23 protein-coding genes are annotated in these 23,670 nt (G+C 66.0%); 11 read left to right on the top strand and 12 right to left on the bottom strand.

The window, feature by feature from the left end; translation table 11 throughout:
* The coding region (locus HBJ55_RS10265; protein WP_167113862.1) for a bifunctional diguanylate cyclase/phosphodiesterase at positions 1-1,562 on the top strand (1,562 nt) is incomplete at its 5' end.
* Positions 1,563-1,599: 37 nt separating this feature from the next.
* Here the strand turns inward: HBJ55_RS10265 and HBJ55_RS10260 are convergent.
* On the bottom strand, positions 1,600-3,030 hold the full coding sequence (locus HBJ55_RS10260; protein WP_167113859.1) for a hypothetical protein: 1,431 nt from the start codon (positions 3,028-3,030) through the stop codon (positions 1,600-1,602).
* A 175-nt stretch (positions 3,031-3,205) separates the two neighbouring features.
* Between HBJ55_RS10260 and HBJ55_RS10255 the strand changes: the two genes are divergently transcribed.
* Positions 3,206-3,871 (top strand): SDR family oxidoreductase, encoded by a 666-nt coding sequence (locus tag HBJ55_RS10255; protein ID WP_167113856.1) that lies wholly within the window; start codon positions 3,206-3,208, stop codon positions 3,869-3,871.
* 2 nt (positions 3,872-3,873) lie between these two features.
* On the opposite strand, the gene HBJ55_RS10250 is transcribed toward HBJ55_RS10255, so the two are convergent.
* The gene (locus HBJ55_RS10250) at positions 3,874-4,416 is read right to left on the bottom strand and encodes a phosphatase PAP2 family protein (RefSeq protein ID WP_167113853.1); all 543 of its coding nucleotides are present in this window, start codon (positions 4,414-4,416) and stop codon (positions 3,874-3,876) included.
* Positions 4,388-5,551: a glycosyltransferase family 4 protein gene (locus tag HBJ55_RS10245; protein WP_167113850.1), complete on the bottom strand. Its 1,164-nt coding sequence runs from the start codon at positions 5,549-5,551 to the stop codon at positions 4,388-4,390. Before HBJ55_RS10245 ends, HBJ55_RS10250 begins: the two co-directional genes overlap by 29 nt.
* 185 nt (positions 5,552-5,736) lie before the next feature.
* Between HBJ55_RS10245 and aceK the strand changes: the two genes are divergently transcribed.
* From aceK to HBJ55_RS10230, 3 genes are read left to right on the top strand one after another with little or no spacing between them, the layout of a single operon-like run.
* The gene (gene aceK / locus HBJ55_RS10240; protein ID WP_167113846.1) at positions 5,737-7,482 is read left to right on the top strand and encodes a bifunctional isocitrate dehydrogenase kinase/phosphatase; all 1,746 of its coding nucleotides are present in this window, start codon (positions 5,737-5,739) and stop codon (positions 7,480-7,482) included.
* 34 nt (positions 7,483-7,516) lie between these two features.
* Positions 7,517-8,251 carry an SIR2 family NAD-dependent protein deacylase gene (locus HBJ55_RS10235; RefSeq protein WP_167113843.1) on the top strand — a complete coding sequence of 245 codons (735 nt, stop codon included), beginning with the start codon at positions 7,517-7,519 and terminating at the stop codon, positions 8,249-8,251.
* 53 nt (positions 8,252-8,304) lie between these two features.
* Entirely contained in the window at positions 8,305-9,057 is a 753-nt protein-coding gene (locus HBJ55_RS10230; protein ID WP_167113839.1) for a tRNA-uridine aminocarboxypropyltransferase, read from the top strand.
* A 7-nt stretch (positions 9,058-9,064) separates the two neighbouring features.
* Here HBJ55_RS10230 and HBJ55_RS10225 read toward each other — a convergent pair whose 3' ends face one another.
* The gene (locus HBJ55_RS10225; protein WP_167113835.1) at positions 9,065-10,504 is read right to left on the bottom strand and encodes a sensor domain-containing diguanylate cyclase; all 1,440 of its coding nucleotides are present in this window, start codon (positions 10,502-10,504) and stop codon (positions 9,065-9,067) included.
* A gap of 178 nt (positions 10,505-10,682) precedes the next feature.
* Between HBJ55_RS10225 and HBJ55_RS10220 the strand changes: the two genes are divergently transcribed.
* Entirely contained in the window at positions 10,683-11,108 is a 426-nt protein-coding gene (locus HBJ55_RS10220; RefSeq protein ID WP_167113832.1) for a transcriptional regulator, read from the top strand.
* A gap of 2 nt (positions 11,109-11,110) precedes the next feature.
* On the opposite strand, the gene HBJ55_RS10215 is transcribed toward HBJ55_RS10220, so the two are convergent.
* The 7 genes from HBJ55_RS10215 to def form a co-directional block, all read right to left on the bottom strand.
* Positions 11,111-12,355: a TraB/GumN family protein gene (locus HBJ55_RS10215; RefSeq protein WP_167113829.1), complete on the bottom strand. Its 1,245-nt coding sequence runs from the start codon at positions 12,353-12,355 to the stop codon at positions 11,111-11,113.
* A gap of 78 nt (positions 12,356-12,433) precedes the next feature.
* The gene (locus HBJ55_RS10210; RefSeq protein WP_167113826.1) at positions 12,434-13,882 is read right to left on the bottom strand and encodes a TrkH family potassium uptake protein; all 1,449 of its coding nucleotides are present in this window, start codon (positions 13,880-13,882) and stop codon (positions 12,434-12,436) included.
* Positions 13,883-13,925: 43 nt separating this feature from the next.
* Entirely contained in the window at positions 13,926-15,299 is a 1,374-nt protein-coding gene (trkA, locus tag HBJ55_RS10205; protein WP_167113823.1) for a Trk system potassium transporter TrkA, read from the bottom strand.
* 113 nt (positions 15,300-15,412) lie between these two features.
* A complete protein-coding gene (locus tag HBJ55_RS10200) occupies positions 15,413-15,619 on the bottom strand; it encodes a dodecin (RefSeq protein ID WP_149328065.1) in 207 nt (68 codons plus the stop codon).
* Positions 15,620-15,658: 39 nt separating this feature from the next.
* Positions 15,659-16,975 (bottom strand): 16S rRNA (cytosine(967)-C(5))-methyltransferase RsmB, encoded by a 1,317-nt coding sequence (gene rsmB, locus HBJ55_RS10195; RefSeq protein WP_167113820.1) that lies wholly within the window; start codon positions 16,973-16,975, stop codon positions 15,659-15,661.
* On the bottom strand, positions 16,975-17,961 hold the full coding sequence (gene fmt, locus HBJ55_RS10190) for a methionyl-tRNA formyltransferase (protein WP_167113817.1): 987 nt from the start codon (positions 17,959-17,961) through the stop codon (positions 16,975-16,977). Before fmt ends, rsmB begins: the two co-directional genes overlap by 1 nt.
* A 106-nt stretch (positions 17,962-18,067) precedes the next feature.
* Positions 18,068-18,580 carry a peptide deformylase gene (gene def, locus HBJ55_RS10185; protein ID WP_167113814.1) on the bottom strand — a complete coding sequence of 171 codons (513 nt, stop codon included), beginning with the start codon at positions 18,578-18,580 and terminating at the stop codon, positions 18,068-18,070.
* 183 nt (positions 18,581-18,763) lie between these two features.
* Here def and HBJ55_RS10180 point away from each other — a divergent pair, with 183 nt between their 5' ends.
* The 5 genes from HBJ55_RS10180 to aroE all read left to right on the top strand — a co-directional run bounded on the left by HBJ55_RS10180 (position 18,764) and on the right by aroE (position 23,383).
* A complete protein-coding gene (locus HBJ55_RS10180) occupies positions 18,764-19,861 on the top strand; it encodes a LysM peptidoglycan-binding domain-containing protein (protein ID WP_240936066.1) in 1,098 nt (365 codons plus the stop codon).
* 14 nt (positions 19,862-19,875) lie between these two features.
* Positions 19,876-20,976, top strand: a complete 1,101-nt coding sequence (gene dprA, locus HBJ55_RS10175) for a DNA-processing protein DprA (protein WP_167113874.1) — start codon at positions 19,876-19,878, stop codon at positions 20,974-20,976.
* Positions 20,977-21,056: 80 nt separating this feature from the next.
* On the top strand, positions 21,057-21,614 hold the full coding sequence (gene tsaC / locus HBJ55_RS10170; protein ID WP_167113811.1) for an L-threonylcarbamoyladenylate synthase type 1 TsaC: 558 nt from the start codon (positions 21,057-21,059) through the stop codon (positions 21,612-21,614).
* Between the two features lie 33 nt (positions 21,615-21,647).
* Positions 21,648-22,574 carry an oxygen-dependent coproporphyrinogen oxidase gene (hemF, locus tag HBJ55_RS10165; RefSeq protein ID WP_167113808.1) on the top strand — a complete coding sequence of 309 codons (927 nt, stop codon included), beginning with the start codon at positions 21,648-21,650 and terminating at the stop codon, positions 22,572-22,574.
* Positions 22,571-23,383, top strand: coding sequence for a shikimate dehydrogenase (gene aroE, locus HBJ55_RS10160; RefSeq protein WP_167113805.1), 813 nt, complete (start codon positions 22,571-22,573; stop codon positions 23,381-23,383). The genes hemF and aroE overlap by 4 nt, the downstream gene beginning before the upstream one ends.
* Positions 23,384-23,406: 23 nt before the next feature.
* On the opposite strand, the gene HBJ55_RS10155 is transcribed toward aroE, so the two are convergent.
* Positions 23,407-23,667 carry a hypothetical protein gene (locus HBJ55_RS10155; protein WP_167113802.1) on the bottom strand — a complete coding sequence of 87 codons (261 nt, stop codon included), beginning with the start codon at positions 23,665-23,667 and terminating at the stop codon, positions 23,407-23,409.
* Positions 23,668-23,670: the final 3 nt, after the last annotated feature.

Raw genomic sequence — 23,670 nt, 5'->3', positions numbered from 1 at the left:
CAGGGCTTCTGGTCGAGCTCGACCTGATGTGCCGGCGGCTGGCGATAGCCGCCTTCTCTCGACTCGGCCTGCCGGGGCGGCTGTTCCTCAACGTCATGCCTTCCACTATCGTCGAGCGCGATTTTCGCGAAGGACTGACCCTGGGCTACCTGCGCGAGCATGGCCTGGCCCCCAATCGGGTAGTGATCGAGCTGACCGAGCATGTGCCCATCCACGACTATGCCCTGATGCGCCAGGCGGTGGCCCACTATCGTGACATGGGCTTTCAGGTGGCGCTGGATGATCTGGGAGCCGGTCACTCCAGCCTGCGGCACTGGGCCGAGCTGCGCCCCGATTTCGTCAAGCTCGATCGCCACTTCATCGCCGGCCTCGACCGTGAGCCGGGTAAGCGGGAGTTTCTGCGCTCGATCCTGGACGTATCGCGCAGCCTGGGTTGCCAGTTGATTGCCGAGGGCGTCGAGACCGCCGAAGAGTACCGCTGCCTGTGGGAGCTCGACCGTAGCCTCTCCCTGCTGCAGGGCTACTATTTCGCGCGCCCCAGCCTCACCCCACCGCAAGAGATCGAGACGTTCCTTCGCAGCGGTGCCCCGCTGCGCCAGGAGAAGGTGCGCAGTGCCCGCACCGTGCTCCAGCCGCTGGCGCCGATCACGCCGCAGTGGCCTGTACTCGAGCTGGCGGAACGCTTTCGTGTTGACCCCAGCTTGCGCTGCGTGGCCGTGGTCGATGAGGGGCGTCCGGTGGGTGTGATCCGGCGCAACGAGTTCCTGACGCTATTCACCAACCCCTACAGCCATGCCCTGTTCGCCAAGCGTCAGGTGAGGGAACTGATCGACCCGCGCGTGCCGATCGCGCTTGACGAGACGCCGCTGAGCGCACTCAGCCAGCAGCTCACCGACAGTCGCGACATGCCTCAGGAGGATTTCGTGATCGTGGATGGCCAGGGGCGCTACCAGGGCATGGGCAATATCGTCGACTTGCTGCGGGAGATCACCGCGATTCAGGTACGTCAGGCGCGCCATGCCAATCCCTTGACCGGTTTGCCGGGCAACCTGTTGATCAACGAGACGTTGAGTGAGTGGCTGGAAGCCGGGCTGACCTTCACCGCCGTCTATTGTGACCTGGACAACTTCAAAGCCTACAACGATGCCTACGGCTATGCCCGTGGCGACCGGGTGATCACGGCGCTGGCCCAGTTGCTTGCCCAGGAGGTCGGCCAGGACGATTTTCTCGGCCATATCGGCGGCGACGACTTCATGCTGTTGCTCGCCGGGGAGGGCTGGGAGCGCCGCTGTCACGCGATACTCGAGGCTTTCGGTGGCATGGCGCCCGGCTTCTACGATACCGGGGATCGGCGACACGGTGGCGTGTGGATCAAGAACCGCCAGGGGAAGCTTACCCACTACTCCTTTGTCAGTCTGTCGCTGGCGGCCCGCCCCATCGCCGACGGGCGCGGCTGCGACCCTCTAGCCATTGCCGCGGAGCTCTCTGAGCTCAAGTATCAGGCCAAGCGGCACGCCGGCAACAGCCTGTTCGTCGAGCGCCGCCGGAACATCGACGGCTAGCGGCTGGCTTCCATGGCGGCGCCAGCCGCCAGTCATCTCACTCGCGATGCAGCTGCAGCGTATAGCTACCGCTCTCGCTATTGCCATAGGCGCGGGCGGTAGCGCGATAGCTGCCTGGTTCCAGGTGGGCGCTGATCCGGGAATTCAGCCCACCGGCACCGTCGTCGTCGCGCAGGTACTGACCTTGGCCATCGAGTTCGAGATAGGCATCGAAATCGTCCGAGAGCAGGTCGAGGCGATAGCGGCCGGCTTCCTCGACTACCAGCTCGTAGTAGTCCCGAACGCCCGGCTGCAGCCTGGCGCTCACTGGACTGTTGACTTCCAGTTGTCCGTTGCTGGGTAGCTCGTCGATCGCGGTTGCGCTGGCGCGCAGCTCGAACAAGCCGCTGCCGTGGCTGCCATGGCTGCGCGCGGTCACGCGGTAGCTGCCGGCTTCGAGTGGAGAGTAGAGCCGGGCGTTGAGCTCACCGCCACCGTCGTCGTCACTGACGAAGACGTTGTCGCCGTGTAGTTCGAGATAGGCGTCGAAATCGGACGAGAGCATGTCGATGGTCACCGCGGCAGGCGCATCGAGGGTGAACTCGTACGTCAGCGTCTCGCCGCTGAACCAGCCGTGCAGCGGTTCGTCCATTGCCAGCGTACCGCTGTTGCGCAGCGTCTCGTCGCTGGCCAGCTCGTGGGGGCCCAGTTCCAGGGAGTAGAGGCCACCCTCTTGTTCGTAGGCAGAGCGTGCGATAACACGGTATTCGCCGGGTTCGAGGAAGTCGGCGATGCGGGCGTCCAGGTTGCCGGCGCTGTCGTCGTCCTCGCGCCGGTAGCCATTGGGGCCTTCCAGCACCAGATAGGCATCCACGTCGCTGGAGCGCATCTCGAACTGATACAAGCCGCTCTCCTCGATCGTCACGCTGTAGGTGTCGCCATCGTCCTGCATCCAGCCATCGGCACGCGAGGGCATCTCGAGCGTATCGCTGGTGGTGAGTTCCATCAGGCGGCTGGTCAGCGTGAAGGGGCCATAGCTATGCATGTCGTGGCCGCTGACCACCACCATGTAGTCGCCGCTCTCGTCGATACGCCGGCGCAGCGAGGCGGCTGCCGGGGCATCGTAATAAGCCGGGTTGGCACTCGAGGCGAGCAACTGTTCATCGGCGTCATACAGCGAGAGGGTGCCCTGCAGGGGGCCACCGAGCTCGATCTCGACCAGCGCCTCTTCTTCGAGCGTCAGGGTGAAGCGTTCGAAGCGGCTACCATCCTTGCCGTTGAGTTCGCTGGCCGAGGTGATCTCGCCGCGCAGGCGTTCGTCCAGTTGCAGCGAAGGCAACGAGGCGCTGTCGGCTTCCGTTTCGGCTTCGGCCGCGTCGATGACCGGGGCGGCGGTCGTCGTGGAGTCGGGCAGTTGCCAGCCGACGATCAGGCCGACGGCAGCGCCACCCAGGGCGACGAGGGTAACAGTTGAGGCGCGATTGGCCATGAAAGCATCCTTGTTCGATGGCAGGCATCGGTGAGTGGGCAAACTGATGAATTACATTGCGTAACCATTATATGCCGCCCGTTACGTTGAAGGAAATGTGCCGAATCGGTACTTGCACTTCCCGAGTCGACCACCAAACTGAAGGGCGTCCGTCATTAGAGATAAGGGAGTCGTCATGGCATCCAAGGTATTGGTCACCGGAGCCAATCGTGGCATCGGTCTGGCATTGGCCCGCCACTACAAGGGAGAGGGCTGGCAGGTGATCGGCGTGTGTCGTACCGCTTCGGCGGAACTCGCCGAGGTCGCCGATCAGGTGATCGAGGGCATCGACGTGACCCAGGACGAGGACGTGGCGAGCCTGGCCGAGGCCGTCCGCGGGCAGCGCCTGGACCTGTTGATCAACAATGCCGGCCTGCTGCACGACGAATCGCTGGGCTCGCTCGACTTCGACACCATTCGCGAGCAGATGGAAGTCAACGCCTACGGCCCGCTGCGGGTGACCGAGGCGCTGCTGGACAATCTGGGCGCAGGCAGCAAGGTGGCCAACGTCACCAGCCGCATGGGCTCCATCGCCGACAACGATTCCGGCGGGCGCTACGGTTACAGGGCCTCGAAGGCGGCGCTGAACGCCTTCGGCAAGTCGCTGGCCATCGACCTCAAGCCCAAGGGTATCGCCGTCGCCCAGCTGCATCCGGGCTACGTGCAGACCCGCATGGTCAATTTCGGCGGCCTGATCCCTCCGGAAGAGGCTGCTGCCGGCATCGCCGCTCGCATCGCGGCGCTGACGCTGGAAACCAGCGGCGGCTTCTGGCACAGCAACGGCGAGGCGTTGCTCTGGTAACGTCAGCCTGCCAGGTAGAGGCTGGCCAGGGCGAAGGCGTAGCCGATGGCGGCACCGGCGGCCACGTCGCTGATGTAATGCAGGCCGAGCCCGACCCGGGACATTGCGATGAGTAGCGCCAGCGGTACCAGCAGTGGCAGTAGCCAGGGGGCATGAGCGGCGGTCAGTACGCAGAACATCACCGCATGCATGGTATGTCCGCTGGGGAAGCTGTAGCGGTCGCGGGCCGGCTCGCCGCACTGGATGAGGTTGCCGAAGGTGATGAAGGGGCGCTCCCGGCACAGGCGGGTCTTGATCAGGCGGTAGATGACAACGGCGATGAGCCCCGTCGTGGCGTACTGCAGAAAATGTGTGAGGCCGGCCTGGGGCTGGAGCAGTGGCTGGGCGGCGATCAGCAGCACCCACACCGGCCAGTCGCCCACGCGGCTGGCCAGGCGCAGGGTGGCAAGCCATGGCGCGTAGAGGCTGAGGCTGGCGAAGCGTTGGCAGAGGCGCCACTCAAGCAGGTCGAGTCGATCAAATACCGCAAGGGTGCGTGGACGCATGGTTCACCTCCCGGGCCCGCTCGAGAACGGAGAGAAAGATATCGGCAATGGCCGGCCAGCGGCAGGCCTGGCTGCGCAGGCGCGCCGCTCGGCCCATCTGGGCGTAGCGCGCCGGCTGCTGGCACAGCGCCACGGCGGCCTCGCGAAACGCCTCGGCATCTCCGGCGGGTACGGTCACGCCGTTGACATCGCTGTCGATCAGTTCGGCGGCGGCGGCATGACGGTAGGCCACCACGGCAAGACCGCTGGCCATGGCTTCCGGCACCACGTTGCCCCAGGTCTCGGAAAGCGAGGGGAACAGGAACAGGTCGGCGCTGGCATAGTGCCGGGCCAATGCCTCCGGCGAAATGAATCCGGTGAAACGAACCTCCGGCAGTGCCTTCTCGAGCGAGCGGCGCGCCGGCCCGTCGCCGACGACGACCTGGGCCATGTCGGGGCGTGCGCTGCGCATGGCATGGAAGGTCTCGCGCAGCAGGGAGAGATTCTTCTCCGCCGCCAGGCGACCAACGTGCAGCGCCACCGGGCGGTGTTCGTCGACGCCCCAGCTGCGGCGCAGCTCGGCACAGCGCAGCGCGGGATCGAGCCGCCGGTGGTCGATGCCGCGGCCCATTACCTCGAGCCGCTGGAAGCCCTGTCGAGCGAGCGCATCCGCCTGCTGGCGCGTGGGCACCAGCGTGGCCTGGCAACCGTTGTGGAAGTGGCGCAGCCCGCGCATCAGCGTCGGAGCCAGCCAGGGAACCCGGTAGTCGCCGCAATAGTGGTCGAAGTTGGTGTGCCAGCCCGCCACCAGTGGGATGCCCATACGCTTGGCCACGTGCCGCGCCGACCAACCCAGCGGGCCTTGAGTGGCCAGGTAGACCACATCGGGGCGCTGTTTCTGCCACATCCGCAGAATTCGCCGTTTTGCCGGCATGCCGATGCGCACGGCGCGGTAGCCGGGTATCGCCATGCCCGGTACCCGTAGTTCGGCCTCCATGTCCGGCGTGCGCCGCGGGGCATTGGCGTCGGCCGGGTGTGGGCGAATGAGCTGCAGCGACATGCCCCGTGCCAACAGCTCCTGGCTCAGCTGCGTGAGGGTGTGGGCGACGCCGTTGATATCGGGCGTCCAGGTCTCGCTGACAAGACAGATTCGCATGGCATCCTCGCTGCCTGGGAGCTTGAGAGCGAGGATGCCAGCCGTGGATGACGGTCCGACGACAGCTCGATGATGAAAGAGTGACGACGGTCGTGTCGTCGAACTACAGCACGCCCCACCATGGTCGGCTCGCGCTGTCGGCGAGAATTGGCGAAGCTGGTGGCCTACGCTGCCCGGAGTTCGCCATGAAGCATTCCCCCGCCTACCGTCTCGCCGCCACCATCCTGCATGGTTTCGACGAATATCGTACCCGCTTCAAGGAGATCACCGCGGATGCCAGCCGGCGCTTTCGCGATGCCGCCTGGCGCGAGGCCCAGCAGGCCTCGGCCGAGCGCATCAACCTCTACGAGGAGAAGGTCGGCGAAACCTTGGGGCGGTTGCAGCGAGCGTTGGACGAGGACGATCTGACTCACTGCGAATGCTGGCGCGAGGCGCGCAATCACTATGCCGAACTGATCAGCGAACGGCTCGACTACGAACTGGCCGAGACCTACTTCAACTCGCTGTTCTGCTCGATCTTCCACCATCGCCACATTCGCAACGACTGGATGTTCGTCTACAGCTCGCGGGACGCCGCAGCCCACCATTCGGGGCTCGAACCCTGCCGCCGCAGGCCCATTGAGGGCGACTGGGAGGCGGCGATTCGCTGGGCGCTGTCCGAGGCACCCTTCGAGACCCCCTTCGAGGATCTGGAGCGGGACGTGCGGCTGGGCGGCGAGTTCCTGAGCGGTCATCTGCCCCCGGCGATCCTCGCTGCGCCAGACGCCGAGATCGAGCTGCTCAAGAGCGTGTTCTACCGCAACAAGGGGGCTTACCTGGTGGGACGGGTCCGTGGCGATGGCGTACAGGTGCCGCTGGTGCTGCCGATCCTGCACGAGCAGGGCGAGGGGCTGCATCTGGATACCGTGCTGATCGAATCGGACGAGGTCTCGATCATCTTCTCCTTCACCCGCGCCTACTTCCAGGTCGAGGTACAGGTACCGGGCGAGTTCGTCGATTACCTGCAGCAGCTGATGCCCGATAAACCGGAGGGCGAACTCTACTCGGCGATCGGCTTCTTCAAGCACGGCAAGACCGAATTCTTCCGCGCGCTCAACCGTCAGGTGGCCAAGCGCGAGGACAAGTTCATCATCGCCCCCGGCGTGCGCGGCATGGTCATGGCGGTGTTCGTGCTGCCTTCGTTTCGCACCGTGTTCAAGATCATCAAGGATCGCTTCGACCCCTCCAAGGAGATGAGCCACGACACCGTGCGCGAGAAGTACCGGCTGGTAAAGCGCCACGACCGGGTCGGGCGCATGGCCGATACCCAGGAGTTCTCCAACTTCATCGCCAGGCAGGATCATTTCTCGCCCGAATGCCTCGAACACTTGCTGGAGGTGGCGCCTTCCACCGTGTATCTCAGGGGTGACAAGGTCATCATCAAGCACTGCTATACCGAGCGCATGATGACCCCGCTCAATCTCTATCTGGAGCAGATCGGCGAGGAGGAGAGCCGGGCGGTGCTCAAGGATTACGGTAACGCCATCAAGCAGATGGCCGCGGCCAACATATTCCCCGGCGACATGCTGCTGAAGAACTTCGGCGTCACCCGCCATGGGCGGGTGATCTTCTACGACTATGACGAGGTGTGCTATCTCACCGAGTGCAACTTCCGTCATATTCCCGAGCCGATGTATCCGGAGCAGGAACTGTCCGGCGAGCCTTGGTACTCGGTGGGACCCAATGATATTTTCCCCGAGGAGTTCGGACCGTTCCTGTTCGCCGACCTCAAGTTGCGCAAGCTCTTCTACCATTTGCACCCGGAGCTGTTCGATGCCGACTACTGGAAGGGACTGCAACGGGCGATCATCGACGGCCGCGTGATCGACGTCTATCCCTATCGTAACAAGCAGCGCTTCAGCGCCAGCGAGGAGAACGGCCTGGTCTACTAGCGCCGGGGCCCGGTGCGACGACGTGAGGAGACGTATGGCAGACGACAGGCGACCCCACCTGGTGGTCTTCACCGGTTCGGGCATCAGCGCCGAAAGCGGCATCCAGACCTTTCGCGCCGGCGATGGCCTGTGGGCCGAGCACCCCATCGAGGAGGTCGCCACGCCCGAAGCTTGGCGGCGCGATCCCGCCCGCGTGCTGCAGTTCTACAACCTGCGCCGCGAGCAGGTTCGCCGGGCGCGTCCCAACGCCGCCCACAAGGCGTTTGCGGCGCTGGAGCAGCAGGGCTTTCGCGTCAGCATCATCACCCAGAACATCGATGACCTGCATGAGCGCGCCGGCTCGCGCAGCGTGCTGCACTTGCACGGCGAGATCCTCAAGGCGCGCTCCACGGTGGATGCTCGCATGCAGTACCCGCTGCCACGCGGCGGGATCGCGCTGGGTGATATCTGCGACAAGGGCAGCCAGCTTCGCCCCGACGTGGTGTGGTTCGGCGAGGCAGTGCCGCATTTTCCGGATGCCTGCGAGATCGTCGGCGAGGCGGACCTGCTACTGGTAGTGGGGACCTCGCTGGCGGTGATGCCGGCCGCCTCGCTGCTCGAACTTACGCCGCGGGATGCTCCCAGCGTGCTGGTGGATCCCGAAGCCGAAGCGCTGGCACCGCCGGGGGTGACCCGCATCAGCCTGCCCGCCGGCAAGGGGGTGCCGGCCCTGGTGCGACACTGGCAGCGGGAAGGGAGGCTATGGGTGCCGCAAACCCTGGTTGGCTGAAGGGCAGGGCGTGCTAGAATATGGCCCCTGCCGCCCCCCCTGGATACGTGATCATGCTGGACGAGCCTTGCCAGGCCGACCTTTCCGAGCGCGACCCTGCGACAGGGCCCCCCCGCCCGCCGAGGCGCGAGTTCAAGGCGCGGGGCAGCTTCACCGAGCGCTGCCCGGGCTGCCAACTGCCGGTGTTGAACTGTCTCTGCCCCTACCAGGCCAGCGCCGAGAGCGAGGCGCGAGTGTGGCTGATCACCCATCCGCTCGAGCATTTCAAGCCGACCAATACCGGGCGCCTGATCCGAGATGTATTGCCCGCCACCGAGGTCTTCACCTGGTACCGTACGACGCCGGACGCGCGGCTGGTGGCGCTGCTCGACGATCCGCGCTTCACCCCCTTCGTGATCTTCCCCGACGACCAGCCCGACTATGCCGAGCGGGTGGTTGGCATCGAGGCCGTTGGCGAGGCCAAGGCGGGCGGGAGGATACCGGTTTTCATCCTGCTCGATGGCACCTGGCGCCAGGCGCGGCGCATCTTCCGCAAGAGCCCTTATCTCGACCGCCTGCCGGTACTGCCTCTGGCCACCACGCGACTGACTCGCTACCAGCTGCGCAAGCCCGCCTCGCGAGCCCACCTGTGCACCGCCGAGGTTGCCGCAGAACTGCTGCGCCAGAGTGGAGACGTCGAGGCGGCCCAGGTGCTGGACGACTACTTCGATGTCTTCAACGTCAGCTATGCCGCCAGCCGCCGCTACGAGAAGATCGAGACTACCACTGCGCCAATGCAGCGACTGCTGGCCTACCGCGCCGAATGAAGCGATGTTACTCGTCGTTCTCCTGTGTTCGCACACAGGCACGCCCCGCTCGTTTGGCGCGGTACATGGCAAGATCGGCGCGTTGCACCAGTTTGCGGGAGGTGTCGCCAGGTCGGTGAACGGCAACTCCGAAGCTGGCAGTCACACACACCACGGGATCGATACGGCATTGGGCGAGGGTTTGGCAAAGGCGCCAGGCCAGTTCCTGCGCCTGGGCCAGGTCGCATCCGGGGATGACAGCGACAAATTCCTCGCCACCCCAGCGGCCCAGGTGGTCGCTGCCGCGCAGCTGCGACTGGACCTCCTGGGCCACGCGATGCAGCACCCGGTCGCCCACCTCGTGGCCATGGGTATCGTTGATCGGTTTGAAATGGTCGACATCGAACAGCAGCAGTGCCAAGGGGGAGCCGTTCCGGCTGGCCAGTGCCAGCTCGGCTTCGAGCACCTGTTCGATGCGGTGACGGTTTGCCACCTGGGTCAACGGATCGGTATACGCCAACCACTGGAGCTTGGTGTTGCGCTCGTGCAGCAGGCGGTAGCGGTGCTGGGTTTCCTGCTTTTCGCGAAGCAGGGCGCCGCGTAGCGCGGCCAGTTGGACGAGTTGCTGGAGCAGCTGGCGCAAGGGTGGGGCGAGATGACGAGGCTGTCGATTGCGACATATCACCAGGCTCCGGTCCGGGAGCGTCTCGCAGAGTTCGAGGATGAGTGCCGCGCGGGCCCAGCGGCTGCACAGCCAGGCGTGCAGCGCCGGCGACGGCTGGCATAGCGGGCAGGGCGATAGGTCGGGAAGCGGGCCCGGCACCGCGAGCAGTTCGATCGGCTCCGCCTGGCCGTCGACCAGCATTAGCGATGGGTTGACGCAGCCATCCGCGGCACTGGGGAAAGGCTCGGAACGAGTGCCTTCGTTGCCCTGTGGGAGGCTGTGTCCGCCATGCTCGAGGGTACAGGAGTCAAAGCCGGTCAGTGCGTACAGTGCGCGCAACAATTGAGCATGGAGCTCGTTTACGCTGCTGGCACGGGCGAGGCGCGCTCCCCACGCGCAACCGATCCCCGGCAACTCATGGCTCTCCTCCGCCAGGGGCTCCGCTTCGAGGATCACGTGCTGTCCGGTCATGTGGGCGGAGACGTAAAGAGGGGGCGAATCGGTTTCCCCTTGGCCAGAGGCGTCCCTCCGGCCCGGGCGAATCGTCATGCCCGGCGCACCTCTGGTCAAAGCCGTCGCCAGGGCCATGGCGATATCGGCACCCAACACGTCTTCGGGAGGCCGCCCGAGCGCTTCGGAGGGTAGCAGGCCGAAGAAGCGATAAAGATTGGCGCTGACCAGGCTCACGCCTTGCCAATCGTGGTCAAAAGCGATGAGGCAGCCGTGCGGCTGTACCGCATCGTCGATGGGCAGCGCAGACGGGCAGAGGCCCGCAGCGAGTTCCCTATCAAGCGGGTCCGTCATGGCGGTTTCCTTGTGATGTCCCAGCAGCGAGGGGGCTGCCGTCTTCCCTGTCGCATGTCATCCGGGCTGGCCGGCATGACCATGAGGGTATCTGGCATGGCGAAAGTAAACCATTTGTTGTCGTTAAATATCAACTGCAGTTTAACTGGGAGGGCGGCGTGCGCGGCACATTCCTTCGATGAATGAGAAGATTGCCTTCGCCGAGCGGTTGGCCGCGGCCATGCGCGCTGCCGGCTACGAACCGCGCCCTGCCGTACTCGAGCGGGAATTCAACCTGCGCTATTGGGGAAAACCCGTCACGCTGCAGGGCGTGCGGCGTTGGCTGTGCGGGGAAACCCTGCCGCAACAGGAGAAGCTGCAAGTGCTGGCCGAGTGGCTCGGGGTCGAGCCCCAGACGCTGCGCTTCGGTGAGGGCGGCGGCTATCGAGTGAGCGAGCCGCGCGGTACCTGGGACGCTTCGGTCAGCGCCGAGGAACGCCGCGTGCTGCAGCGCTATCTGGCCCTGCCGGTGGAACGGCGCAAGGTGGTGGCTCAGGTCATTGAAGCCTTTTCCCGGGCCGAGCGAAGCGACCCGGGGGAAGGTCAGGCCGGCGAGGGGGCTTGAACCTAGGTGGCGGTCCCCAGCAATGCCCCGGCGATACGGAAGCCGGCGATCCAGGTACCGGCGGCGGAGCCCAGGGTGGCGAACAGGAACACCAGCAGCGTGCGCGAGACACGGTTGCGCCACCAGCCCTTTAGCTCGGTGACGTCGTGGCGCAGCATCGAGAAGTCACGCACCTTCGGCTTGCGCAGCCATAGCTCGACCCCGGCAGCAACGAAGCCGGCACCAATGGTGGGATTGAGCGAGGTGAGCGGGGCGGCGAACATGGTGGCCACGACGGTGATCGGGTGGGCCAGGGCGGCCAGCGTGGCAACCCCAGAGAGCACGCCATTGATCAGGAACCACTCGACGACCAGCTGCCAGCCGAGGTCGGTGTTGCGCGAGAAGCCGATGGCGAAACCGGTCAGCACCAGTGCCGTGATCAGCCACGGCAGTGCGCGCCACAGTTTCGAGGGCGGCGGGGTGGCTTCCAGGAGTTGGCGCTCGACTTCGGGTTCGGCGGGCAGGGGGGCGCCGAAATGCTCGACCATGCCTTTCATGTGCCCGGCGCCGATCACCACCAGCACGTTACGGTAGCGTCCGGGTGGGGCCTGCTCCGCCAGGCGCAGCACCATGTAGCGATCACGCTCCGAGATGAGCGGCGTATAGAGCGTCTCGGATTCGGCGGCGAACTCGCTGAACGTCGACTCCAGTACATCGCCCTCCTTGAGGCGCTCGATCTCCTCGGGCTTGATCTCCTGGCGTGACATTACGCTGCCCAGCAGGCCGGTGAACAAGGACATGCGTTGCCACCACGGCACGTTGCCGTAGATGCGCTTGAGCGTGACCCCCACGTCACGGTCGATCAACAACAGCGGCAGGTCGTGGTTGCGCGCCTCCTCCAGGGCGGCGCGCATCTCGGCGCCGGGTTCGATGCCGGACTGCTCGGCAACCCGCTGCTGGAACGCCCCGAGTGCCAGGTTGGCCGCGACCATGCCGGCCTTGCCCCGGCGGAATATCTCGAACAGGTCCTGCTGGGCCAAGGCATCCGGATTACTGAGATTGTGGTGGCGTGCGTCACACAGCTCGATGGCCACGGCATCGAACTCGCCGGAGCGTATCAGCCGGCGTACGTCATCGGCGCTCTCGGCCGAGACGTGAGCGGTGCCCAGCAGGGTGTAGCGGGTCTCGCCCACTTCGACGACTTGATGGGGGCCGCTGAAAGCGCCGTCCTGGCGAGGCTCTGTCACGGAGTCCTGGGAGTCGGTCATGAACGCTCGGGTTGCAAGGGGTGAAGAGCCGATTATCCACGAAGCCGGGCGGTGCACCAACCCGGCGATAGCCAGGCGTCATTTTTTCCAGAAAGCGGGGGTGAACAGCACCAGTACGGTGAAGATCTCCAGGCGGCCGAGCAGCATCGCCACCACCAGGATCCATTTGGTGAGCTGGGGTAGTTCGCCATAGTTTTCCGAAGCCTCGCCGAGGGCGGGGCCCAGATTGTTGAGGGAAGAGGCTACCGTCGACCAGGCGGTGACCTGGTCGACTCCAGTGGCCATGACGCCCACCAGCATCAGGAAGAACAGCATCAGGTAGGCCGAGAAGAAGCCCCATACCGCCTGGGCGATACCGTCGGGCACGCTCACCTTGCCCACCTTCACCGCGATCACCGCGCTGGGATGGATCAGGCGCATCACTTCGCGCATGCCCTGCTTGAGGATCAGGATGATGCGGATCACCTTCATGCCGCCGCCGGTTGAGCCGGAGCAGCCGCCGACGAAGGCAGCCATGAACAACAGGAAGGGCAGCGCACCCGGCCAGGCCGAGAAGTCATCCACGCCGAAGCCGGCAGTGGTGGCGACCGAAACCGCCTGGAACAGCCCATGGCGCAACCCGCGCTCGGTGTCGTAGGTGCCGGTAAGCCACAGCGAGACCACGGCGATGAGGGCGAGCCCGGACAGGAATATCAGCAGAAAGCGCGCCTCGGGGTCAAGCAGGTAGTGGCTGAGCTGCCTGCCCCTCCATGCCAGGAAGTGCAGGCTGAAGCTCATGGCCGAGATGACCAGGAAGAAAATGCAGATCAGCTCGATCAGGACACTGTCGAAGTGGCCGATGCTGGCGTCATAAGTGGAGAAACCGCCGATGGCTACGGTGGAGAAGCTGTGACCCAGGGCATCGAACCAGTCCATCCCAGCGGCCATGTAGGCCAGGAAGCAGGTCAGTGTCAGCGCGGCATAGATGTACCAGAGTGCCTTGGCCGTCTCGGTGATGCGCGGGGTCAGTTTGGAATCCTTCAACGGCCCGGGGATCTCGGTGCGGTAGAGCGCCATGCCGCCGACCCCGAGGGTCGGCAGGATTGCCACCGCCAGCACCACGATCCCCATGCCGCCGAGCCACTGCAGTTGCTGACGATAATAGAGAACCGATTTAGGCAGGAATTCGATGCCGGTGATCACGGTGGCGCCAGTGGTGGTCAGCCCCGAGAACGACTCGAATACCGCGTCGGTGGGCATCAGCGCGGCATCTCCGGTGAGCATCAGCGGCAGCGAGCCGAACAGCCCGAGTACGCTCCAGAACAGCGCGGCGATGAGGAAGCCGTCGCGGGTACGCAGTTCCTTGTGGGCGCGGCGGTTGGGCAGGTAAATCACCAAGCCGGTCACCACGGTGATCACAATGGCGATGCTGAAGGCTTGCCACTGGCCGTCGCCGAACAGCAGCGAAACCAGGATCGGCGGCATCATGGTCAGGCTGAACATCATCAGCAACAGGCCGAGGATGCGAAGGATGACGCGCAGACTCATCGGGCGGCGTTCCCTGCGTCGCGGGATGTCGTCGAGCCCGCCATCAGAAGAACGTCAGCCCGACCTGGAACAGGCGCTCGACATCGCGGATGCGGCGCTTGTCGATGACGAACAGGATCAGGTGGTCGCCGGACTCCACCACTACGTCATCATGGGCGATCAGCACCTCCTTGCCGCGCACGATGGCGCCTATGGTGGTGCCGCGGGGCAGGTCGATCTCGCCGATGGCCCGCCCCACCACCTTGGACGATTGGGTGTCGCCGTGGGCAATCGCCTCGATCGCCTCCGCCGCACCACGGCGCAGCGAGTGCACGTTGACGATGTCGCCGCGACGCACGTGGGTCAGCAGGCTGCCGATGGTGGCCTGCTGCGGCGAGATGGCGATGTCGATCTCGCCACCCTGCACCAGGTCGACGTAGGCGGCGTTGTTGATCAGTGTCAGCACCTTCTTGGCGCCCATGCGTTTGGCCAGCATCGACGACATGATGTTGACCTCGTCGTCGTTGGTCAGGGCACAGAAGATATCGCAGTCCTCGATGTTCTCTTCTTCCAGCAGGCGCTTGTTGGTGGCGCTGCCGTGCAGTACCACGGTGCGATTGAGGCGCTCGGAGAGCACGGTGCAGCGCTCGAGCCCATGCTCGATGATCTTGACCTGGTGGCTGTGCTCGAGGTGCTCGGCGAGGCGCTCGCCGATGTTGCCGCCGCCGGCGATCATCACCCGGCGAAAGTCGCGGTCGACCCGGCGCAGCTCGCTCATCACCGCGCGAATGTCGCGCCGGGCGGCGATGAAGAATACCTCGTCGTCGGCCTCGATCACGGTGTCGCCGCGAGGAATGATCGGGCGGTTGCGCCGGTAGATGGCCGCCACCCGGGTGTCGACGCTGGGCATGTGGCGGCGCAGGAAGCCGAGATCCTGGCCCACCAGCGGGCCACCGTAGTAGGCCTTGACTGCCACCAGCTGCACCAGGCCGCCGGCGAACTCGAGCACCTGCAGCGCGCCGGGATGCTCGATCAGGCGACGAATATGGTCGGTGACCACCTGCTCGGGGCTGATCAGCACGTCGATGGGCACCGCCTCATGGGCGAACAGCCCCTTGCGGGTGAGGTAGGCGGTGGCGCGTACGCGGGCGATCTTGGTTGGCGTGCGGAACAGGGTGTGGGCGACCTGGCAGGCGATCATGTTGACCTCGTCCTGGCTGGTCACCGCGATCAGCATGTCGGCGTCTTCGCAGCCGGCCTGGCGCAATACCACAGGATAGGAGGCGGGGCCCACCACGGTGCGGATGTCGAGCCGGGTATGCAGCTCGCGCAGCCGTTCGCCGTCGGTATCCACCACCGTGATGTCATTCTCCTCGCGGGCCAGATGCTCGGCCAGCGTTCCGCCGACCTGGCCGGCGCCCAGGATGATGATCTTCATATGCTGTCTGGCCCATCAAACGACTCTGCGACGCCGTTATGGCGCCGCAGCATCCGTGGCTAGGATAAACCAGCCGAAGGTGATGTAACAGGTTCGTGTGGCGATGGTCGATGTCAGTCCAGGGTGAAGCCCACCTTGAGCGTGACCTGCCAGTGGCCGACGCGGCCGTTCTCGATATGTCCGCGGGTATCCACGACCTCGAACCAGCGCATGCCGTGAAGAGACTGAGAGGCCTTGTCGAGAGCGCGCTGGATGGCGTCCTCGATGCTCTTCTCGGAAGAACCGGTCAGCTCGATATGCTTGTAGACATGATCGCTCATGGATGCTCCTTGCTCATACAAACGATGGTGGGGTCGGGTTCAACCCCGTTTCTTCAGTCTGGCATAAAAGAAGCCGTCGTGACTCTCGTGCTGCGGCAGTAGCTGGCGCCCGGGGCCGGCCGGGCGCCCCCAGCTCACTTCCTCCGGTGTGGTGATGTCGGCATCGGAGGTACGCTCGAGAAAGGCACGGATCTGATCGTCGTTCTCCTCACGCAGCACCGAACAGGTGGCGTACAGGTTGTCGAGCAGGCGTGCCTGCAACTCGGCCAGTTTGGCGATGTCGGAAGGACGCCGCAGCCGCTTGATGTCGGGGTGACGGCGAATCACGCCGGTACCCGAGCAGGGCGCGTCGAGCAGGATGGCATCGAAGGGCGTGCCGTCCCACCAGTCGCGAAGAGTGGCGTCGGCATGCACCAGCGTGGCCGAGAGCCCGAGTCGCTCCAGGGTTTCCTCGACCCGGGCCAGGCGTACGGCGTCGCTGTCGAGCGCCAATAGTTCGATGTCGAACAGCTCGAGCAGGTGGGCGGTCTTGCCGCCAGGAGCGCAGCACGCATCGAGCACCCGACCGCCGGGGCGTGGTGCCAGCGCTGGTCCGAGCAGTTCGGCGGCGAGCTGGGCGGCCTCGTCCTGCACACTGACGTCGCCTTCGGTGAAACCAGGCAGTACCTGCACGTCGCAGGGTTTGTCCAGCGTCAGACCATCGGGCGAGTGCGTGCACAGCCGTGCTTCGTTGCCGCTCTCCAGCAGCCTGGCCAGATAGGCCTCACGGTCGCCGTGGCGACGATTGATGCGTAGCGTCATCGGCCCGGGCTGGTTGTTGGCCTCGGCGATGGCACGCCAGTCGTGGGGCCAGGCTTGGCGCAGCGCCTTGAGCAGCCAGCGGGGGTGCAGCAGCGCCACCGCTGGGTCCTGGTCGACGTCGGCCTGTAGCGCCGCGGATTCCCGGGTCAGCCGGCGCAAACAGCCGTTCAATACCCGCGTCGCCCACTCCTTGCCCAACTGGCGCGCGGCTCCCGCGGTTTCGCCTACGGCAGCATGCGCCGGTATGCGCAGGTAGAGCAGCTGATAGATGCCCAGCAGCAGCAGCGCCTGAACGTCGGCATCGCGTGCCTTGAACGGTGTCTGCAGCAAGCGCTCGGCCAGCGCCTCGAGGCGTGGCAAGGTGCGGCAAACGCCGTAGCACATCGCCTTGAACAGCGCCCGGTCGCGCATCACTACCTGTTGATCGTCCAGTTCGTTGAGCGATCCCTTGCCGGTGATCACGGGAACCAGGGCGCGGGCAGCACTGGCGCGTACCGCCTGGCCGCCGTTCTGAACGTCCTTGCCGGCGCGGGAAGAGGGGGTGGAGCGATGCATCAGGCGCTCTCCTTGTTCGCATTGCCCAGTCGACGTCCGGGACGCAGGCGCTCGTCACGTGCATTCAGCAGGTCGCGGGCTGCCAGCGGCTTGCCGCCCGGTAGCTGTGCCCGAGTGATTCGTAGTACTTCGTCGCCCCGTAGGCCGCAGGCGATGCGCAGGGCGTCGGCATCTGGCGCGAGCAGAGTGCCTGGCGACGCTGACGGCTCTCCAGCGTGGGGATTGGCTGCCTCGGCCATCAGCAGCCGCAGCCGCTCCTCGCCGCAGGTAGACCAGGCCACTGGCCAGGGGTTGAAGGCGCGCACCTTGGCGGCAAGCTCACGGGCGGGGCGGGAAAAATCGAGTTCGGCCTCGGCCTTGGAGAGTTTGGCAGCATAGGTCACGCCCGCTTCCGGCTGTGGCGTGGCCACAAGACCCTCATCCGCCAGCGCGTCCAGTACCTCGACGAGCGCCTCGCCGCCCAAGGTGGCCAGGGTGTCGTGCAGTTCGCCTCCGGTGGTGGTCGCGGTAATCGGCGTGCGTCGCGTGAGCAGCATGGCGCCGGTGTCGAGCCCGGCGTCCATCTGCATGATGGTGACGCCGCTCTCGCTGTCGCCGGCCTCGATGGCGCGCTGAATCGGTGCCGCGCCGCGCCAGCGCGGCAGCAGCGAGGCGTGGACGTTGAGGCAGCCGAGCCGGGGGATGTCGAGTACCGCCTGGGGCAGGATCAGGCCGTAGGCGACCACCAGCATGATGTCCGCCTCGAAGCCGGCGAGCTCGGCCTGTACCTCGGCGCGCTTCAGGGTCTCGGGTTGGCGAACGGGCAGGTCGTGCTCGAGAGCCAGCGACTTGACCGGGCTGGCGGTCAGCTTGCGACCGCGGCCGGCCGGGCGGTCGGGTTGGGTGTACACGGCCACCACCCTGTGCCGGCTGTGCAGCAGCGCGGCGAGGCTGGCGGCGGCGAAGTCGGGGGTGCCGGCGAAGATGACGCGCAGGGAACGGGACATGAGTCGAGCCTTGCCAGTGAACGGTTGCCCTCATCTTAACGGAGGCAGGCCCAAACGACGAAGGCCGACGTGGTATGCGTCGGCCTTCGGTGCATGCATCGAGGGATCAGGCGGTCTGCATCAGCTTGTGGCGCTTCTGCATCTTCTTCAGGACGCGATCGCGCTTGAGCGCCGACAGGTAATCGACGAACAGGACGCCTTCGAGATGGTCGTGCTCGTGCTGGATGCAGTGGGCCAGCAGGCCCTCGGCCTCGAGCTCGTAGGGCTTGCCGTCGCGGTCCAGCGCCTTGAGGTGGACCTTGAGCGCTCGCGGTACCTCGGCGTAGTACTCGGGAATCGACAAGCAGCCCTCGGACATCAGCTCGCGCTCTTCGCCGATCGGCGTGTACTCGGGGTTGATCAGCACCAGCGGGTTGGCACGATCGTCGCTGACGTCCATCACGATCACGCGGCGATGTACGTCCACCTGCGTGGCGGCAAGCCCGATGCCGGAAGCGTCGTACATGGTTTCGAGCATGTCGTCGACCAGCCGACGCACCTCGTCATCGACCGTCTCGACCGGCGCGGCCTTGGTGCGCAGCCGCTCGTCGGGAAATTCGAGGATCGTCAATTTGGCCATGGCGTTGGAACCACCGTTATGCTGTCATTCGGAAATTGCCCCTATTCTAGGGGGCAGCAGGCCTGGGGGAAACCACCGGCGCGCATATCAATTCAATAGCATTGGACTATAGCACGGCACGCCGGTTCCCGGCGTGCGGGGGCCGCGAGTCGGGCCGGGAGTTTAGGGCATGGGAGTGACGGGATGGACGTGAAAGCGAAGCGATGGCAGGGCGGCCCGCTGGGGTGGATGTGGGGCACGGGTCTCGCGCTGCTGCTGACGGCGACGCTGGCCCAAGCCCAAGGGCTCAGTTGGGAGCAAGGGCTGCGCAGCGATGCGCCGGATCGCTACACGGTGGTCCGCGGCGATACTCTCTGGCACATCTCGGGACGCTTCTTGCGCCACCCTTGGCAGTGGCCGGAAGTGTGGCAGGTCAACCCGCAGATTCGCAATCCGCATCTGATCTATCCCGGCGACGTGGTCTATCTCTATGACTGCAATGGTCGCCCGTGCCTGGGGCTCGAGCGCGGCCAGGGCGAAGTGCGACTCTCACCCGAGGTGCGCCGCATTCCCGTGCGTGAGGCGATCGAGCCGATTCCGCTGGACACGGTGCGTCATTTCCTGCGCGACCACCGTGTGGTCGACGACCCCGAGTCCCTGGATGAGCTGGCTTACGTGGTCGCCGGCAACGACCGGCGCATCATCAGCGGTGCCGGCGACCGTATCTATGCCCGCGGTGAGCTGGAGAGCGGACAGCGTTACGGCATCTACCGCGTGGGCGAGCGCTACAGTGATGCTGCGACCGGCGAGACGCTGGGTCTGGAGCTGATCAGTATCGGGCGCGCCAGGGCAGGGCACAGTGAGGATGGCATCGCGCTCATGGAGGTTCTCTCCGCCAGCCAGGAAGTGCGCAACGACGACATCGTGCTGCCGTTGGAGGAGCGCGAGCTGATCAGCGAGTTCGTGCCCCGTGCCCCGGATCACGATGTCGACGGCACCATTCTCGCCGTGCCGGGTGGTGTGCGCTTCATCGGCCGGCTGCAGGTGGTGGCGCTGGACCGGGGGCGCCACGACGGGCTCGAAACGGGCCATGTCCTTCAGGTCGAGCAGCAGGGCGAGCGCGTCGTCGACCCTCGTACCGGTGAGTCGCTGCGTCTGCCCGGGACGGATGCCGGTCTGGTCATGGTGTTCCGACCCTACGAGAGGATGAGCTATGGCCTGGTCATGCAGGCGACCCGCTCCCTGGAAGTCGGCGATCGCCTTCACAACCCCCGCCGCGGGGTGGGGGTGGTACAGCGGTGAGCGAAGCGCAACGTATGCCGAGCCAACGCGACTGGCTGGCGCTGATTCGGCTGCCCGGAATGGGCGCCGCGCGATTGGCGGATATCCTGTCCGTCGCCCCGGACTGGCCCGCCGGCTGGCTGGCCCGCTTGCCGCACCAGGCCGCCACCGCGCTGCGGCTATGGCTCGACCACCCGGCCCGCAGTCCGCTGACCCAGGCGGTCGATGCCGACCTGAGCTGGCTGGCGGCTGCGCCCGGCCGCCACCTGCTGCATCCGGGACACCCCGCGTGGCCGGCTCTGCTGGAGCAGATCGGCGATCCGCCGCCGGTACTCTGGGCCCTGGGCGACCTGGCCGCGCTGCAGCCACCCAGGCTGGCCATCGTCGGTTCGCGCCGGCCCACCCGCGAAGGCCTGACCAATGCCGCAGCCTTCGGGCGTGAGTTGGCCAGCCGCGACTGGTGCGTCGTCAGCGGCCTGGCACTGGGCGTCGACGGGGCCGCCCAGCAGGCCGCGCTGGAAGCCGGTGGGCGCAGCGTGGCGGTGCTCGGCTGCGGCGTCGACGTGATCTATCCGCCGCGTCATGCACGACTCTACCAGCAGTTGCTAGACCAAGGCGGGCTGGTTCTCTCCGAGCACCCTCCCGGCACACCGGCGCGGCCGGCCTTCTTCCCTAGACGCAACCGTATCGTTACCGGCCTCTCGCTGGGCGTGCTGGTGGTGGAGGCCGCCGAGAAGAGCGGCTCGCTGGTCAGCGCCAGGCTCGCCATCGAGCAGAACCGCGAGGTCTTTGCGCTGCCCGGCTCGATCCACAATCCCCAGGCGCGCGGCTGCCTGCGGCTGATTCGCCAGGGGGCGGTGCTGGTGCGCCATGTCGACGACATTCTCGAGGAGTTGACCCAGTGGGCGGCGTCGAGCCCCGCCCTGGCCCAGTCCCGGGAAGCCGGCCCGCAGGACTCGGCCGGCGGTGACCCGCTGCTGCGCTGGCTCAGCGATGCCCCGTCACCGCTCGATGCTTTGGTGAACCTGACCGGCCTGGCCGTGCCCGATTGCCAGCGGCGGCTGCTGGAGCTTGAGCTCGAGGGGCGCGCCGCCCAGGCGCCCGGGGGCTGGGTGCGCCTGCCTGAGAACGCCTAGGCGTGCTAGCATGAGACCTTTCATCAGGACCGTCGTGGCGATCCGTCGGCGGTCGATGTGCTGAATCACTGCAGGAGACCATGACCGTGGCCGAATCGCTCGATGCCGCCGTTACCGCACTGCGCGCCGGCGGCGTGATTGCCTACCCCACCGAGGGCGTATGGGGGCTGGGCTGCGACCCCGACAATGACGAGGCCGTGGCCCACCTGCTGCGGCTCAAGGAGCGCGACCCGGCCAAGGGGCTGATCCTGGTGGCGGCCTCCATCGCGCAGTTCGCGCCCTGGCTCGAGGGCCTGGCGCCGGAGCTGCACGCCCCGCTGGTCGCCAGCTGGCCCGGCCCCAACACTTGGCTTGTGCCCCACAATGGGCGCAGCCATGCGCTGGTGCGCGGCGCCCACGACTGCGTAGCGCTGCGGGTCAGCGCCCATCCCGGCGTGGCGGCCCTGTGCCAGGCCTTCGGTGGTCCGATCGTCTCGACCTCGGCCAACAAGGCCAGCGAACCCTCGGCCATGAGCGCTGCCGAGGTACGCCAGATCTTCGGCAGCGAGCTCGATGCCATCGTCGAAGGCGAGCTGGGTGGGCTCGATCGCCCCAGCATCATCCGTGATCTGCGCAGTGGCCGGGTACTGCGCGCTTGATACCGTCACGCTAACGATTTCGACGGAGGTGACATGGCGCGAGCCAATCTCGAAACGGTGAAGCGCTACCTGCTCGACCTGCAGGACCGGCTCTGCCAAAGCCTTGCCGCCGAGGACGGCGGAGCCGGCTTTCGCGAGGAGAGCTGGCAGCGCGAGGCCGGCGGCGGAGGCCGTTCGCGGGTGATCGAGAATGGCCGGGTGTTCGAGAAGGGCGGTGTCAATTTTTCTCACGTTCATGGAGACCAGTTGCCACCCTCGGCCACGGCCGCCCGGCCACAGCTCGCCGGTCGGGGCTTCCATGCGGTGGGAGTTTCCTGGGTGCTGCATCCCGAGAACCCCCACGTGCCCACCAGCCATGGCAACGTGCGCTTCTTCATCGCCGAGAAAGAGGGGGAGGCGCCGGCATGGTGGTTCGGCGGAGGCTTCGACCTGACACCCTATTATCCGGTGCGCGAGGATGTGTTGCACTGGCACCGGGTGGCCCGCGATGCCTGCGAGCCCTTCGGCGCCGAGGTCTATCCGCGCTTCAAGGCGTGGTGCGACGATTATTTCTACCTAAAGCACCGCGACGAGACCCGCGGTGTCGGCGGGCTGTTCTTCGACGACTTCAACGAGTGGGACTTCGAGGCCAGCTTCGCCTTCCAGCGTGCCGTGGGCGACGCCTTTCTCGACGCCTACCTGCCCATCGTGCGCCGCCGCCGCGACACGCCCTGGAGCGAGCGCGAACGCGACTTCCAGCTCTACCGCCGCGGGCGCTACGTGGAATTCAACCTGGTGTGGGATCGCGGCACCCTGTTCGGCCTGCAGAGCGGCGGGCGTACCGAATCGATCCTGATGTCGATGCCGCCGTTGGCACGCTGGGAGTATGGCTGGCAGCCGCAGCCGGGCAGCCCTGAGGCGCGGCTGTACGAGGACTATCTGCGCCCGCGAGACTGGCTGGGAGAAGAGGAAGCTTCATGACAGACCGCTACTGCGTATTCGGCAATCCCATTTCGCATTCGAAGTCGCCGGTCATCCACGCCGCTTTCGCCGAGCAGACCGGTGACGATATCGAATACGCCGCCATCGCGGCGCCGCTGGACGATTTCGCCGGCGCCTGGCGCGGTTTCACGGCCGAAGGGGGGCGGGGGGCCAACGTCACCGTGCCCTTCAAGGAGGAGGCGTTTCGTCTGTGCGATGTGCTCAGCCAGCGGGCGCGGCGTGCCGGTGCGGTCAACACGCTGGTGCTGGGCAAGAACGGTCTCACATACGGCGACACCACCGACGGCATCGGCCTGGTGCGCGATCTGGAGCGTCATGGCATGGCCCTGGCCGAGGCCCGTATCCTGATACTGGGCGCTGGCGGGGCGGTACGTGGAGTGTTGGAGCCGCTGCTGGCCGCCGGGCCGGCGAGCCTCATGATCGCCAACCGCACCGCTAGCAAGGCCGAGGCGCTGGCCGCCGACTTCGGCGATATGGGCACGACCCGCGGCGGCGGCTTCGATGCCGTGGCCGGCCCCTTCGACCTGGTGATCAACGGCACCAGCGCCAGCCTGGCGGGCGACCTGCCGCCGCTGCCCGACGACCTGTTCGCCGCGGGTGCCACCGCTTACGACATGATGTACGGCGCCGAACCCACCGTCTTTCTGCGCTGGGCCGACGAGCGCGGCGCGTGCACCGTCGATGGTTTGGGCATGTTGGTGGAACAGGCCGCCGAGTCGTTCTTTCAGTGGCGCGGCAGACGCCCCGATACCGGCCCGGTACTCGAGGCGCTCAGACAGTCGCTTTAACGCTGAGACGATCCCTGTGAGTCTCAGCGGCGTTTCACATACAGTCCCAGCATGCACATCACCACACCGATCAGCGACAGCAGCATACCGCCATTGACCAGCCACGGATGGCGTTCCACCCAGGGCACGAAGGGCTGAGGCGACTCGCGGCATACGCCGGCCAAGTAGTCCCAATGCCCCCCCTGGATCAGCGCACATTCACGCACGTCATTGAGCTCCCAGAAGTACACCCCCATCAGCACGAAGATGGGCAGGATCAACAGCAGCAGTCCAAGTCGTAACATCAG

It is taken from the genome of Billgrantia bachuensis, assembly GCF_011742165.1.
Lineage (GTDB): Bacteria > Pseudomonadota > Gammaproteobacteria > Pseudomonadales > Halomonadaceae > Halomonas > Halomonas bachuensis.
The sequence above is the reverse complement of the archived record's forward strand: the minus strand, read 5'-3'. Positions and strand labels throughout refer to the sequence as shown.

What these genes read in the sequence shown, in the direction of transcription:
- HBJ55_RS10255 (WP_167113856.1), top strand. Translation starts at nt 3,206, where the DNA reads ATGGCATCCAAGGTATTGGTCACCGGAGCCAATCGTGGCATCGGTCTG.
- HBJ55_RS10155 (WP_167113802.1), bottom strand. Translation starts at nt 23,667, where the DNA reads ATGTTACGACTTGGACTGCTGCTGTTGATCCTGCCCATCTTCGTGCTG.
- HBJ55_RS10260 (WP_167113859.1), bottom strand. Translation starts at nt 3,030, where the DNA reads ATGGCCAATCGCGCCTCAACTGTTACCCTCGTCGCCCTGGGTGGCGCT.
- rsmB (WP_167113820.1), bottom strand. Translation starts at nt 16,975, where the DNA reads ATGCATCGCTCCACCCCCTCTTCCCGCGCCGGCAAGGACGTTCAGAAC.
- dprA (WP_167113874.1), top strand. Translation starts at nt 19,876, where the DNA reads ATGCCGAGCCAACGCGACTGGCTGGCGCTGATTCGGCTGCCCGGAATG.
- fmt (WP_167113817.1), bottom strand. Translation starts at nt 17,961, where the DNA reads ATGTCCCGTTCCCTGCGCGTCATCTTCGCCGGCACCCCCGACTTCGCC.
- HBJ55_RS10230 (WP_167113839.1), top strand. Translation starts at nt 8,305, where the DNA reads ATGCTGGACGAGCCTTGCCAGGCCGACCTTTCCGAGCGCGACCCTGCG.
- HBJ55_RS10225 (WP_167113835.1), bottom strand. Translation starts at nt 10,504, where the DNA reads ATGACGGACCCGCTTGATAGGGAACTCGCTGCGGGCCTCTGCCCGTCT.
- HBJ55_RS10250 (WP_167113853.1), bottom strand. Translation starts at nt 4,416, where the DNA reads ATGCGTCCACGCACCCTTGCGGTATTTGATCGACTCGACCTGCTTGAG.
- HBJ55_RS10200 (WP_149328065.1), bottom strand. Translation starts at nt 15,619, where the DNA reads ATGAGCGATCATGTCTACAAGCATATCGAGCTGACCGGTTCTTCCGAG.
- HBJ55_RS10220 (WP_167113832.1), top strand. Translation starts at nt 10,683, where the DNA reads ATGAATGAGAAGATTGCCTTCGCCGAGCGGTTGGCCGCGGCCATGCGC.
- hemF (WP_167113808.1), top strand. Translation starts at nt 21,648, where the DNA reads ATGGCGCGAGCCAATCTCGAAACGGTGAAGCGCTACCTGCTCGACCTG.
- HBJ55_RS10215 (WP_167113829.1), bottom strand. Translation starts at nt 12,355, where the DNA reads ATGACCGACTCCCAGGACTCCGTGACAGAGCCTCGCCAGGACGGCGCT.
- aceK (WP_167113846.1), top strand. Translation starts at nt 5,737, where the DNA reads ATGAAGCATTCCCCCGCCTACCGTCTCGCCGCCACCATCCTGCATGGT.
- HBJ55_RS10180 (WP_240936066.1), top strand. Translation starts at nt 18,764, where the DNA reads ATGGACGTGAAAGCGAAGCGATGGCAGGGCGGCCCGCTGGGGTGGATG.
- tsaC (WP_167113811.1), top strand. Translation starts at nt 21,057, where the DNA reads ATGACCGTGGCCGAATCGCTCGATGCCGCCGTTACCGCACTGCGCGCC.
- aroE (WP_167113805.1), top strand. Translation starts at nt 22,571, where the DNA reads ATGACAGACCGCTACTGCGTATTCGGCAATCCCATTTCGCATTCGAAG.
- HBJ55_RS10245 (WP_167113850.1), bottom strand. Translation starts at nt 5,551, where the DNA reads ATGCGAATCTGTCTTGTCAGCGAGACCTGGACGCCCGATATCAACGGC.
- HBJ55_RS10210 (WP_167113826.1), bottom strand. Translation starts at nt 13,882, where the DNA reads ATGAGTCTGCGCGTCATCCTTCGCATCCTCGGCCTGTTGCTGATGATG.
- trkA (WP_167113823.1), bottom strand. Translation starts at nt 15,299, where the DNA reads ATGAAGATCATCATCCTGGGCGCCGGCCAGGTCGGCGGAACGCTGGCC.
- def (WP_167113814.1), bottom strand. Translation starts at nt 18,580, where the DNA reads ATGGCCAAATTGACGATCCTCGAATTTCCCGACGAGCGGCTGCGCACC.
- HBJ55_RS10235 (WP_167113843.1), top strand. Translation starts at nt 7,517, where the DNA reads ATGGCAGACGACAGGCGACCCCACCTGGTGGTCTTCACCGGTTCGGGC.